This is a genomic window from Nostoc sp. FACHB-280, assembly GCF_014697615.1.
Taxonomy (GTDB): domain Bacteria; phylum Cyanobacteriota; class Cyanobacteriia; order Cyanobacteriales; family Nostocaceae; genus Nostoc_B.
Map to the genome: position 1 here is coordinate 33250 of NZ_JACJSD010000013.1, position 14382 is coordinate 47631.

Below are 14382 nucleotides of genomic sequence, written 5' to 3' on the forward strand. Positions count from 1 at the left end.
TCTTTGTGTCCTTTGCGCCCTTTGCGGTTCGATAAAAAGAATACTTTTTCACAACTCAGTTAAGAGAATAGTAGGTTGAGTGTAGCGATAGCGTAACCCAACATTCTCAAGACTCTGTTGGGTTCCGTTCCTCCATCCAACCTACACCTAGAATCATGGCTGTAATTACATAGTTCCTACTTGCCGACTGCGTATGCGTTCTGGGCTACCTGTAGGAATGGAAGCAATTAATTTTTGTGTATATGCTTGCTTTGGTTCACGGTAGATGCTTTCGGCTGTGCCTTGTTCAACAATTTGACCGCGATTCATGACTAAAATGCGATCGCTCATAAATTTCACTACACTCAAATCATGGGAAATAAAGATATAAGTTAGTTGAAATTCATCTTGTAATTCTTTCAACAAATTCAATACTTGCGCTTGTACCGATACATCTAGCGCCGAAACTGATTCATCACAAATAATAAATCTCGGATTTAATGCTAAAGAACGGGCAATACAAATCCGTTGACGCTGACCACCGGAAAACTGATGGGGATAGCGGTTCATTGCATCAGGACTCAACCCCACCCTTTCTAATAATTCTGCTACTCTGTCGCGCCGTTGTTTTACTGTTTTACCCACAGCGTGAATTAACAACGGTTCCATAATTGCGTCACCAACTTTTATCCGGGGGTCAAGGGCGCTAAAGGGGTTTTGAAAGACAATTTGCATTTCCCTGCGGAGTCTCTGCAATGCTTCACCCTTCAACTTGGTGATATTCTGACCATCAAAAATAATCTCACCACTTATCGGTTCAATTAATCGCAACAAAGTCCGACCGAGAGTCGTTTTCCCGCAACCAGACTCACCCACTAACCCTAAAGTTTCCCCTGGTTTGACATCAAAAGAAACATCATTAACCGCCATGTTGTAGCGTTTTGTCCCACCAAACACACCCCGCACCGGGAAACCAACTTTCAAATTGCGGATTTGCAATAAAGGTGGTTTTTCTTCCAGATTTATCAAGCGAGTATTAATTTCTTCGGCTGTGACTTCTGGTGGCTGTGGTGGTTCTTTCGCCTGAATTAATAAATTTCCGTTAGCTGTTTCCTCCACACTCATATAATCTGCAACGGTCAGTAGTTTGTGCGGACGACGGTTAAGGGTGGGGCGACAAGCGACTAATCCTTTAGTATATGGATGTTGTGGATTACTAAAAATATCTGCGGCTGCACCATATTCTACAATTTTACCTTTGTACATCACCGCCACTTTATCGGCAATTTCCGAGATTAATCCCAAGTCGTGGGTGATGAAAATCAACGCCATCTCACGGGTTTGTTGCAATTCTCCCAACAAATCAATAATTGTGGCTTGCACTGTCACATCTAAAGCGGTGGTTGGTTCATCTGCAATTAACAGCAATGGGTTACAAGAAATTGCCATTGCAATCATCACCCGTTGCAACTGTCCGCCGGAAAGTTGGTGTGGGTAACGGTCTAAGATGGCTTCTTTGTGCTGTTTTACCAACTGTGCCAGTTTGTAATCATCTGGTGTGGGTGAATGGGGGTTAGTTTGCGGCCAAGTTTCGAGATATTGTTGTTTGATGAGTTCATCGCTAGGCAGAAGTTTAACTTCCTGTAAACCTGCGATCGCAATTTGCCTAGCTTCAGTTATCGAAACATTTTGATGGCGCATAATCGCTTCTGTTAGCTGAAACCCAATCGTATAAACTGGGTTCAGCGAACTCATCGGTTCTTGGAAAATCATCGCCAAGTCACCGCCACGGTGTAGCTGCATTTGTTCTGGCGGTAACTCTACCAAATTAATCGGCTGGGCTTCTGGTTGCTGACGAAACCAAATTTCTCCACCACTCACTCTACCGGGAGTTTGTAACAACCCCATAACAGCCAGCGAAGTAACAGATTTGCCACTTCCCGATTCTCCTACAATTCCTAGAGTTTCCCCCCGATGCAATTCAAAAGAAATTCCATCTACAGCTTTGAGACTGTTGTCATCACTGGAAAATTCAACTTGGAGATTGCGAACCTCTAGGACAGTTTCACTCATAGGAGTTGCGTATGGATTTCACAGAAAATTATTTGGATTTTAGCAGTTGTTGAGATACTATGCTGGCAATCTGAAGTTTTTGCTCATTTTAGCTTGATGTCACACATAACCCGTCAGGCTTAACATAAATATGCTTTCCCCGTATTCATAGATTGGTGACTTACGCTGCATTACAAAAAATTAAGGGTGTAAGTGAGTCAAACCCTTACACCCATTCTCAACGACGATATTTTTACGTAACTCCTGCTTAATTAAACTAAGCATAAGTATCACTACTTATACTCGTCTCCAGAACCGGACTTGAGCATTTCTACTCATCCGGCTCCTCAGATATCTGGTGTTTGACAGTCATACCTTTTGCTTGGTGGGTCTTGTCGTGACAGTGACCATGTATCAATAGGACATTACCGGGTTTGTTATTTCGGTGATTTCTATCCTCATGATGTACTTCCAAAATGTCACCATCCTTAAAGCGTCCTCCACATTTCGCACATTTGCCTTTCTGCCTTTTTAACAGGTCTGCTTTTCTGGGTGGTAATAGGGGGTGTTTTCCCATCCGGGTTCCCCAATAGGCATAATCGCCGTCATAGGGACTCTTTTCACCTTTAACCTTTGTGTGTCTGGTTATTTTGTGGTCGGAATATCTCATTAGAAACATTCCTTCATGAGTCATGAATCTCCAGTTAAAACTCCCATGAGTACGGTAGTATTTCCTTTTAATCCATTGATCTCCTTTATGGGGATGGCGTTTATTAGCCCATTCCCATAACAGTTTGTGTACCAAATCACTGAGTCTTTCAAATGCCTTCCTAGACACTACCGTACTGTAGTATCTAGACCAACCTTTGATGATGGGATTCAGTTTTCTAATAATAGCTTCCTGAGTTGCCCCAACCATTGATTGAACTAAATTTCGGATTGTGTCGTAGTGGTTTCTGATTGACTTTTTGCTAGGCTTGATGATGGTTTTAAAACCAAGTGGTTTACCATTAGATGATTTTCCAGTGTGGTGTTTTCCTACTCGATATTGCCGAATATTAAACCCTAGAAAATCAAATCCTGGCTTTTCTCCATTGAATTCATCAAGAGTATGACAAATCCTAGTTTTGGAGTCCTTAAGTTCTAACCCCATATTGGTTAGCCATGATTGAATCAATTCTTTGCATCGATTAACAACTTCAATATCTTTGTGCATGATTACGAAGTCATCAGCATATCGAATAATTGATAAACTTTGCAGTTTAATTCTTCTGCCTCCTCCATTATCTTTGGGAAGATATGGTAGCATTTGAACTTTTATTTGCTCCTCTAATCCATACAGGGCTATATTAGCTAGAAGTGGAGATATTACTCCTCCTTGTGGCGTACCCTCTGGAGTTCTTTGGAATGTGTGTTTATCAATTACACCCGCTTTTAGCCATGACTTAATCTGCCTACGCAGCGTTGCACTGGTATTGAGTTTTTCCAGTAATGCTTGGTGATTGATTTTATCGAAGCATTGGGCAATGTCAGCATCCAGCACGTATTTTGGCTGTTGCGATATTCCACAAAATATTGCTTCAATTGCATCATGACAGGAGCGTCCCGGTCTGAACCCATAACTGTTGCTTTCAAACTTGCTTTCCCATTCAGGTTCCATTGCCATTTTCACCAAAGCTTGAGTAGCCCTATCGTGAATGGTCGGAATTCCTAGCGGTCGTTTTTCAGCTTTTCCAGGTTTGGGAATCCAAATCCTACGGGTAGGTTGGGGTTTATTGTCCAGGTTTAGATTGAAAGCAAGTTCTAATCTTTCTGTATCTGTTAGGACAATTTTTCCGTCTACTCCTGCTGTTTTCTTACCTCTGTTATCCTGGGTCACTCGCCTGACTGCTAACAACTTTGCAGACCTAGATTTAAAAAGCAAACGTTGTAGTTTGTGAACTAGCTTGACGTTGCCACTGCTAGAGGCTTGATAGATTCTCTTTTGTAGCTTGAAAACATTCTTTTCGATTTCTCTCCAAGGAATTGTTTTCCATTCATACCAATTAAGGCTCATGACTTGTTTACCACTACTTGAAACTCCATCTTCCAGATAGCCGCTACACTGTCAGCATATCCAATAGCTTTCCTACTGGCGTTAGCTTCTGTGTAAATCTTTCCCCTAGAGACATACGGATGACTTCCTACTTGAATATTGAGCTACCCAAGAGTACATCCAGGGGTTACTCCGTTCCTACTCTCAATATGACGCTAAGTTTAGGTTCCTACTTTCAGCCGGGTTATTTATGGAGCATCAATAATAGCCCTTTCACGCTATTAAACCTTTCACCTTACCCGTTTTGGGCGTAGCCTATCAGCCTTTTGGCTACTTTGACATAACGACTGTTATCACGTAGGTTTCTTGCGTAACCATACTTAGCTTTGCTTGATGGGGTTCCAGTTTAGGCTACCAGTTACCACCTTTTGACCCATGCACCGCACCAGATAGGTTGTCAATCTACCCGATGTGGGTCACGCTTTCACCGAGATGCTTTCGGGGATGGAATTTCACCATCATTGAGAGTAAGTTAGCCACTTTAAGTTTTTAGATGAACTTAAAATTATGGTTGACTCCCACCTGTGGGCATTGGGCATCGATTTCTATGAAATCGAGCAGCCCATAACTCACAGTTTTGGAGTCAACGGATCGCACGAACGGAATATCATCTGGATCTGGTTCTTCTGCTGGTGGCGTATAGCTGCGCTCAAAATTGCTGGGTTGATATACTGGTTCAGGGGTTTTGACTGGCGGCGCAACACTCACATTGCTGGTAGCGGGTGCAGGTGCGGGACGCGGTGAATCATAACTGGGAACCTCAGCTTGAGTATATGTTGCAGCTGAAGTTGCTGGTTGTGAGTAGGTTTCTGGGACTGATGAAGTAGTAACGAAACCTTGGCCTACAGGATGAATGCGTTGTACTGTCAGTTCAGCACGTTTTTCTTTAAAACCTTCGGGACGACGCTCAAATGTGATCATCCCTAAACGGCCTTCTATAATAACGCGATCGCCTTGATGATAATTTTGCTGCACTTCTGTAGCTAAATTTCCCCAACTGACAACTTTTAATGTTGCTGGCGGATCTTCCGGGCGCTGGGAATTAGAAAACTGTACTAGCATTTCTGTAACTGCCAAATTATCTGCTGTGTAGCGTAATTGTGGCTCTTGAATAATATCTGCCATTAAAACGCAACTGTTCATCACATCCTCCTAATCTCAATAACTCCTAATCTTTAATTCGTAATTATGAATTAACTTATAAACTTCCTATTGTGCGTTATTTCTAGCATAAAAGCCAAGCGATGGCATTGCACACTAGTCATAAAACTACTGGCTACCTTCGCCTGACTAAAACGAGCATTGATTTCTGCATGAGTAGTATAATTGTACCACTAAGCTAGAAAAAATACTATTATATTCACACAGAGCATCTAGATTAGGAGATTTGCTGCGTAAAAACCCATAACTTTGTGCTGCACACGACCAAAAACTACTTAATTACCAAGAATGTAAAGCTCGTAATTGCGGCGTTTTCTTCGTTTGATGAGCTTCCATTCTGGTTAGCACATCGTCTAAAATTGCCACTGCTTCGACAATATAAGGGCCTTTATTTAACATGACACATTCTGCCCGTTCGGACATGGCTGCGTCGGTCATTTCTGCGCGTGATGGTAGACCATTTTTCACTAGGTTTTCTAAGACTTGAGTTGCCCAAATTACTGGTATATGAGCCGCTTCACATAGCCAGAGAATTTCTTCTTGAATTTCTGCTAGACGTTGATAACCAATTTCCACAGCTAAATCACCTCTGGCAATCATAATTCCAAATGCTTGTTTACCTGCGGCTTGGACAATTAATTCGGGAAGGTTAATGACAGCTGTGGGTGTTTCTATCTTGGCAACGATCGCAGGTATGCGAGTAGAATTTGGTAATCTCATTGCTAATTCTTGCTGCAAAGTGGCGATATCTTCTGGTTTCTGCACAAAAGAATAGCCAATAATATCAACATCATTGGCGTTAGCAGCGATAAAATCTAAATCTTGTTTATCTTTCTCGGTGAGGGGAATGAGATTTAAGTCAGTATTGGGAAAGTTAATGCCTTTATCGGGACGCAACTTTTCACCTTTGGGATGGGCGTGAGTAATTCGCAATAATGCGCCTTCTGGTGTAATAGCTTCGACAATAGCGCCAATATGCCCATCATCAATCCATACAGGTGCGCCAACTTCTAATCTATCTACTACTTGGGGTAAGGTGCAGTTAATTTGGAAACAGTGAGAATCAGTAATTGTTGGTAAATCTCGCTTCAACCACAAGCATTCACCAGGATAAATTCGTTGTTTTGCTTGGGGCGCAATGGCAGATTGAATGCGGATTTTTGGCCCACTCAAATCCATGAAGACTTTACAAGTACATTTTATTTCGGCTTCTGCTAAACGCACATGAGTAATCATGGCTGACCATTCGGTTGGGGTATCATGAGCGCAGTTAATTCGTACACAGTCTGTACCTTGTTGCACCAGATTCTTTACCAACTCATAATTAGTCGCTGCTTCTGTTGGTAATGTCACCATAATTTTGACTCGGCGTTGCTGAGAAGTATTGCCGAATAGCTCTTGAGTGTGTATTTTTAATAAGCGATCGCCTTCAAAGAATGCTTCTAGGGGTGGCTGGCTAATTTGAGCATTCAAGGTTTCGTGACAAACTGCTGCTAAAGTTGCAATCACAGCGTCTAAATTGGCTAAAACTCTTGCCTCAATTCGTCCCAACGACGACAAACCCCAAGGCATTAAAGCGGCTTGTAAGGGACGCAAATCATGTCGTCTGAGTGCTAGATAATAAGCCAAATTTAAACTACTATCAATAAAAGCTGGTCTTTGAATGCGCGATCGCCATCGACTAAAAATTTCTTGCCCTTCTTCATACACTGACTGCCGTAATTCTCGCAACGTAGCTAATAATATTTGCGAATCTGATAACTCTAATGCTGAATCTTCTGTTGGGAACTCAGTCAATAACATAAAGTTCTTTTCTCCTGTATGTATTGTGTAGCGAACTCAGAGGAAAGATGAGGAGTAGTTATCAAGCTATTACCTGTTGTGTCAGCTAGAACATGGTAAATAAATTTACTCCTCATTCAATTTCATACGCATACTTATAGGAGGATAATTTGAGGATTTTGTGAGGATGGACTATTTTTGAAGTTCCCACTAAAAATTTAATAGTAGAGACGTAGCATTGCTATATCTCTACTATCAAGATGTCTGTTATAGCAGTAAGCAAAGTGCTTAGAACATCAGAGAATAAGTTTTATCTCTGTCATCTGTCAATGTAATTTGTATAGGAAATCACAATTATGATTTCATTCACAACCATTTCCTATTTCCTTGGCTAACTACCTAAATCTAACTGTAGTTCTAACCCATTATTACCATCTGTAGATTGAGCCGCAGGTTGTAAAAAAATAGGGTTATCAGGAAGTGCGATCGCTCGATTAAAACGCAGTCCGTCAGCAGGTGATTTATTTGTTTGATTATTGTTGGAAGTGCGGTTTATTTCTCTTCCTTCAAAGAATTTCATGAAGTCATTTTCGGCAGTTCTTGTCCCAATTCCTTCTAGAGAATCACTAGTTACTTTGTAGTTTTCCTCGCTGGTATTGGAAGCTGGTAATGACTGAGCGTGAACCGGGCTTTCTAAGCTGACAATGGCTGCAAAAACTGTTAAGGCAGCAATAATTTGAGCTTTCATAAGTTTTATCCCAATTCTTTTGTTGTGCTTGCTGTTATTATTTCAGCAAATAATTTTCGGAAGTTTTGCTATTAGATATAATCCACATCTGTCACTATTTTATTTAATGCGTAAATTTTCTGTCAATACTTTCGATAATTTACTCGCAAAATAAAATTTATCTGTCATCCAATTTATAGTTATGAATTTTAATTTCAAATAAGTATTAAGATTAAATTCACTAAATTAAGTATCGTATTGTTTGATTTACCAGCATTATAAGCTTTAATAAGTAACTTGCCATCCAGATAATCAACCGCACCGTAGTATGTCTGTTTCTCTCGTTCGTTAACAATGCCAATTGCTATTTCTTGGTCTGTTTTACCCCAGACATAACCAGTTATGTCTCCCCATAATAGATGGCACTCATCTATTAGTAATACTCTCAGTCTTCGGGCTTCTATCTCCTCTCTATTGCTTGCCAACAATGTAATACCATTTCACTTTAAAAATGATACGGATATGCAAGTAGCGCCTCGACTTCGCTCGGCGACCAGAAGCAGAGTTGCAGAGGAAGCGATTTCTATCAGTAATTTCGTGAAATGGTATAACAAGACTGTTTTTTTTGCAGCTACAGCCTCTTTGTCAGCCTTTGGGTTCAAGCCAGTAGTTTTTTTCCAACTAATTCCCGCCGCATCAAATAAATCATAATCACTCCGTTTCGATTCGTAGATGACATCATATTCAAAAGCCAATTTGTACTCCTGTTCTCCAAGCTCCCAAATCTCCTTAGTCTGCAACCAATTTAATACTTCTTGTTGTTGTTCATCGCTCAGGTAACTGTTTCTACCTTCATAATTTAAGCGCAATCAGCAAATTTCATATTCCTTATAAGCCTGCTTCCAGCTTGTTATTGAACCGACAGAGACATCTAAAATTGTTTGAATTTCCTCATACTTGTAGCCTTGATAAACCAGTTTCACTGCCAAAGCTTTTCTCACCTCACGAGCATCTGGACGCGCAATTGCTTCCATGTATTGTTGGCGTAATGGTTGCGAACCTAAAAGATGCAATTTTTCTAATAATGGTTGAGTAGTTAAACCCTCATTGCCCCAATAATTACAGCCGTGCTGTTAGAGAGTAAACCAAATGTAGCGATCGCACAAGAACCAATAATTAAAATTAAATATGTGGTGTTGGGAGTAGATTCTGCAAAAAATTCTTCTACAAGCTGTTGTAGTTGTCCTGGTTCGACTCTTCTTTTCTTGAAATCTCGAAAGCAGTTGTGAAGATTATTAATCAAAGCAATTTCCTGAAATCAAATAATTCTCAACAGGGAATTTTAAACAATAGTTTTCACCAAAGTATCTACCTCAAGATGAAAATTCCGTATTAAGTATTAAATAATTCAAAATTCTGAAATCAGAATCAATTAATCCACTCATTCTGAGAGTGTATTTCTTGGAATCAGGAACAGACATAATTGACTGTTCCTGATTCTCTGTCATCAACAACTATGCTTCTGGTAGTTCTTGGGAGAACTTTTTGTGAATTGTCTTGGATTTTTCGCCATCAGCCGCCACAGCAGTCATGATGTAGTCAATCAAGTTTTCTGAGAAGGGAACGCGGAGGTGAAATGTACCATCGGGTTTGAGCGCGATGGGATTCCCCGCAATATTCACAGTTGCATTGGGTTCTGTTGCACCGTGAATAATTAACTCGGCATCGGCGACAAACCAGAAATCGCGTTGGGGACGGCTGAAGATGCGAACCGCTTGGGAACGAGCAATTGTTACCCAACCTTCGGTTTCTGTAGCATAGCCAAGTTCGATGAGATAATCGCGATCGCTGGTGGGAATTGCCACATAACGGTCATGGGTGATTTCTTCGCATTCATACTGCTGAATTAATTGGGGCGGCTGATAACTCATATCAATATCAGTCGCATCATAAAGCCGTAGTGCTAATTGTAAAATACCAGCATTTTGCAGCATTTGTTTGCGGGTTTCGGAAAGTTCCCAAGCCGCATAGGCCCATTTAGGAGTGCGTGGAGTCAGACTAATACTACTGCTGTCGATGGGTGAGGGGGATGTTTGCTCTTTAATTGCGGGATGTACATCTTCGGTAAACAGAGGGCTGAAGACGCGCACAATTGAAGAACGTGCAATACTTACCCAACGATCGCCAACAATAGAATAGCCAATTTCTGCAATGTAATCATGATCAGGTGTGGGGATACCCACAGAAGTATTGGAGGTGGCGAAGTCAAATTCGGATTGCTGGACTAATTGTGGCTGTTGATAGCTCATATCAATATTGGTAACATCATACAGCCGCACAGCTAATTGGAAAATGCCGCCATTTTGCAACATTTGTTTGCTGGTGTCGGAAATGTGCCAAGAAACCTCAGCTAATTGGTGTGTGCGTGGTATCAAACTCACGCTGCTGGTTTCATCAACTAACACCACATTGGCAGCTTTATTAGTGACATGGGGACTGTCAAAGACACGGGCAATATCAGAATGAGCCAATGTCACCCAGCGATCATCTACATTGCCATAACCAATAGCTGCTATATAATCGCGCTCAGTTTCAGGAATCGCCACCGAGCCGCCAGAGGTGTGGATATCACATTCATATTGCTGCACCAAGTGGGGCTGTTGATAGCTCATATCAATATTGGTGACATCATACAGCCGCAAAATAAATTGGGATTGTCCGGCATTTTGCAGCATTTGTTGAGCAGTGGGGGAAATGTCCCAAGTCACCTCGGCTAAATCATGGGTTTTGGGGATGAGAACCACTTTACTATAGGGATCAGCGATCGCTAAAATTTCCGTGGCGCTAATGGCTGGTGTTTGCGGTGTTGCTGCTGGTGGATTTATCCCCGACCAATCTCCTATCCCTGCACCTGGAAAACTTTCTGAATTAGTCACAATTAACTCCTCTGTTGCTTCTGGCTCAGGTTCTGCGGCATCTGCGACGAAATTCAATTTCTCGATTTCTGGGTCTATTTGCGAGTCTGTTGTGGGCAGATTTTCCGTGAGGTCAAAATCCCAATCATCTTCATCTGTCGAGTTTTCGGTAATTTCTGGCAAGTCAATAGTTGCATTGATCTCTGTTTCTGTGGGACTGACTTCTAATGGTTCTGGAGTCGTTTCGACTGTGGCCTCTGGCTCGTCAGATATGGTTGATGATTCGGAATTGACTGTGGTTGACCTATCTAAAATTGGTGGATAGGCAGTATTCACAACTGCGGCTGGTGCTTCCATATCCCAAGGTGAGATGCTGAGATCGTCATTATTGTCTGGGCTGTGATGATTGTTGGAGTCTTTGCCAACAATAATGGAACCGAGCGCCGCCCCTGTACCTACAGCTAAAGCAGTATCTGTGGCGGAAGCTGCGATCGTGCCTTCCAGGACTTTTGCACCATTGTGATACCCATTACCGTTAGCCCAATTAGTGGGGGCAACTTCTGGCGGTTCGCTAATTGCTGTTGGTTCAGTGGCTGCGGCGATCTCTGGTGCAGGTGGTTGCGGGGTTGGGGGTGGTGTGTCTTCTGCTTCTGGGGGACTTGAGGGACTGGTTCTAATCATCCACAATAGCAAGCCTGCAATTACCGCTATGGGTAGCACTAACCACCACAGTGGTATTTGTCCTTGGGTGATAGGATTATTCGCGGCAGGTGCAGGGGTTTGCTGTTCAGCTGTAGCGGCTGGGGCAGTAGCAGGCTGTGGTGGTTGTTCACCTGTAGTAGCTGGGGCAGTGGAAGCTAATGGTTGCGGTTCCCCTGTGGCTGCTGCGGTGGGGGCTGTAGTGGCGATTGGTACTGGTGTCGTAAACGGAGCAGTACTAGCTTGCGGTGTGGCGGCTGGTGCCGATTGGGGATTGACAGCCAACAGTAGGGTAGGAGATTCACCTTTAGCGATCGCTGCTGCTTCTTCTGTTCTCGCTGTCTCTATCGCTTGTTTTCCTGGTTTTGCTAAAGCAAAGCCGAGAAAACCTGCGACAGCAGGGTTAGGATTCTTTTTATAAACGTAAACTAAAGGTTGAGAAAAAGGATATTTTGGATCATTGGGTAAAGCTTGATGTAAATGCAGTACCCGCACTCCAGGTAACTTACTGATTTGATTAACTCTGGCGTAACTAATGCCATCTTTGCCCAGTTGTTTGACAATTTCGGCGGTATTATCTTCCGTTAATTTGGTAGCTGTATCTCCTGTAGAGAATTTTGCTGCTTTAAAGACTGGGTAATTGTTGAGTGATTGACGTGTATCACTACTATCTGGACGATCAATAACTCTGATTTTGCCTGCTGGCCCGCCCAACTGTGACCAATCAGTAATACTTTTACCCCGGAAAATTCTGGCAAATTGTCTATCAGTCAAACTGCCTTTAAAGGGATTTTCTTCACCAACAATAATGGCAATTTTTTCGCGGTGTAACCGGACTTGCTCTAAACCTTGGGCTTTTTCTTCAGGAGTTAAACCACGCCCAATAGCTGCAATATCCGCTTGTCCTTCCAATACAGCTTTAATCGCTGCTTCTGTACCGTTGTTAGCAACTTCTACCTTTGTACCAGCAAACTGTTTCTCAAAACTTGCCTTCATGTTTTGATTCACCAGTGCCAAGGTACTAGAGCCATCAACACGCACTGTAGATCCATTTTCCACTGTTTTGGGCAGTGAAAATGAGGGAGTGTCAGTGGCAGATTGTGCCAACACTGGTGCCGACACAAGCCAAGTCGCTGCCATCGGAGATGTAGCTAAAGCTAACGATAATACCAGGTTGACGATCGCACTATCTTGTTTTTGTTGTTGCCCCATAAGCTCCTAATCCCAGGTACAGAAAACAGCCAGTCCTCAATGTGATTTTTTGATCCAAGAGGAGACGCGCTAATTATACATCTGGTGTCAAGTTTCTTTGAAAAATGTGTGACTTATGTGTCCGAATCTATACTGTGTTTTACTTTATCTTGACTTTTACTATTCTTCATGCTTTGTTTAGCTTTTTTAAACCATTCAGCAGCAAATAGGTGACAGGTTAGAGGTTACAGGTGATAGGTGACAGAGTTAAAAGTTTGTTACTGTCGTTTAAATTTACCGATGTCCTAACCAACTTGGATACTACGAGAGATGTCGATGTAACTAACACATTTATGCCTAATTAGCCTAGGTTTTTTTCATAAAAATATACACACCTGAGATTGATGTATGAAATTGAGGTGTTAAGTGTGGGTATAGTATTTTTACACCCAAGTCTCTAGCCTCCTGATAAATAACAGTGACAATTCGGCTTTTCAATGAGTGACTCAACCAAGGCATTGAGGGCTGTGGCTGCTAGTAAACCACCGCCTAAAGTGCCTTCTGTGGTGATTGTGGGAATTGCTTGTTGGATAATTTGGCGTTTGGCGGCGGGTGCATGGCTAAAGCCGATGGGCATTCCAATTATTAGGGCGGGTAGAATTTTTTGTGCTTTGATGGCTGTGCAGGCTGCTAATAATACAGAGGGTGCATAACCAATAACTACAATGCTACCTTGAGAGACTTGTAATAATTTTTCTTGCCATTCTTGATGTTGCCAAAATTCCTGTTCGGCTTCTGTGGCGGTGGTGATGTGGGGGTTATTAATTAAAGTTGTGATGCGACAACCCAAATGAGCTAATCTTGTTTGATCTAAAGCGGCGGCAACGGTAGGAATATCAACAAAAATCTCACAATTGGCTGATAAGGCGTGACGACTAGCGGCGATCGCTCCAGCACTGACTCTCACAAAAGATGCTAAACTCACATCGCCACAGGCTAAAACCAACTGTGAAATTAGGTGTTGTTCAATTTCAGAACGGTCAGATAAATCAGGTAACAAACGTTGTAGAGATTCAGCAAATGCTTCTGAGTGGGTGTGTACCTGGGCATCTAAACCACTCCAAAGTTGTTCTAAGCCGCCTAATCCTATTTGGGTTTCGACTTCTAACAATTTTAGTTGGGCTAGGACTTCCGCCTGCATAATTTGACAATGGCGATCGCGTCCTAATAATCCTTCTAAGGCTGAGGCAGTTTGTCGCAATTGGGCAATTTGCTGCATAATCGCCCGATACTGTTGTTGTAATTGTGCTGTCAGAGTTTCGGTTTCTGGTTCCATCTCCAAAATGTGGCGGATGTGGTTGAGTTGGAACCCTTGTTGCTTCAGCGCCACAATTCTTTGCAGCCGGATGACATCTTGTTCTGTGTAAAGACGATAGTTACTCGGCGATCTGACTGGTTGCGGCAACAAACCTAATTGATGGTAATGTCGTACCATACGCGGCGTAATGCCACCACCAACCGCTTCCGTTAGTTCTTTGATTGTTAAAGAACAATTATTCATACATCACAGCCAAGCTAACCACATACTATTATTTTGAGGTGTAGACGAGATAACAAGACTTACTCACAGGCTACGGGAAATCGTAGACGCGCAAGCGGCTTCCCGCAGGGTACCACAGAGACGCAGAGTTCACGGAGAAATAGGAGTTTGAGAGGTTTTTGCGTAAGTCCTAGATAAATTTAATTTCATAAGTAAGAATAGTCAGATCCCCGACTTCTTT

General features: G+C 42.3%; 8 protein-coding genes and 2 pseudogenes. All 10 read right to left on the reverse strand.

What is annotated here, in order from left to right:
- Positions 1-165 precede the first annotated feature (165 nt).
- The 10 genes and pseudogenes from H6G75_RS11815 to H6G75_RS11860 all read right to left on the reverse strand — a co-directional run bounded on the left by H6G75_RS11815 (position 166) and on the right by H6G75_RS11860 (position 14162).
- Positions 166-2052: an ABC transporter ATP-binding protein gene (locus H6G75_RS11815; protein ID WP_190980133.1), complete on the reverse strand. Its 1887-nt coding sequence runs from the start codon at positions 2050-2052 to the stop codon at positions 166-168.
- A 310-nt stretch (positions 2053-2362) separates the two neighbouring features.
- Positions 2363-4087 carry a group II intron reverse transcriptase/maturase gene (gene ltrA / locus H6G75_RS11820; protein ID WP_190980134.1) on the reverse strand — a complete coding sequence of 575 codons (1725 nt, stop codon included), beginning with the start codon at positions 4085-4087 and terminating at the stop codon, positions 2363-2365.
- A 528-nt stretch (positions 4088-4615) separates the two neighbouring features.
- Positions 4616-5269 carry a single-stranded DNA-binding protein gene (locus H6G75_RS11825; RefSeq protein WP_190980135.1) on the reverse strand — a complete coding sequence of 218 codons (654 nt, stop codon included), beginning with the start codon at positions 5267-5269 and terminating at the stop codon, positions 4616-4618.
- Between the two features lie 297 nt (positions 5270-5566).
- Positions 5567-7090, reverse strand: coding sequence for a pyruvate kinase (locus H6G75_RS11830; RefSeq protein WP_190980136.1), 1524 nt, complete (start codon positions 7088-7090; stop codon positions 5567-5569).
- A 370-nt stretch (positions 7091-7460) separates the two neighbouring features.
- The gene (locus tag H6G75_RS11835; RefSeq protein WP_190980137.1) at positions 7461-7817 is read right to left on the reverse strand and encodes a hypothetical protein; all 357 of its coding nucleotides are present in this window, start codon (positions 7815-7817) and stop codon (positions 7461-7463) included.
- Between the two features lie 209 nt (positions 7818-8026).
- Positions 8027-8290, reverse strand: a pseudogene (locus tag H6G75_RS11840) (IS630 family transposase); the annotation flags it as partial.
- A gap of 117 nt (positions 8291-8407) precedes the next feature.
- Positions 8408-8812, reverse strand: a pseudogene (locus H6G75_RS11845) (transposase); the annotation flags it as partial.
- A gap of 80 nt (positions 8813-8892) precedes the next feature.
- Complete coding sequence (locus H6G75_RS11850; RefSeq protein WP_190980138.1) at positions 8893-9099, reverse strand: hypothetical protein; 207 nt, start codon at positions 9097-9099, stop codon at positions 8893-8895.
- Positions 9100-9310: 211 nt separating this feature from the next.
- Complete coding sequence (locus tag H6G75_RS11855; RefSeq protein ID WP_190980139.1) at positions 9311-12622, reverse strand: DUF4912 domain-containing protein; 3312 nt, start codon at positions 12620-12622, stop codon at positions 9311-9313.
- A 436-nt stretch (positions 12623-13058) separates the two neighbouring features.
- Entirely contained in the window at positions 13059-14162 is a 1104-nt protein-coding gene (locus H6G75_RS11860) for a precorrin-8X methylmutase (protein ID WP_190980140.1), read from the reverse strand.
- Positions 14163-14382 lie beyond the last annotated feature (220 nt).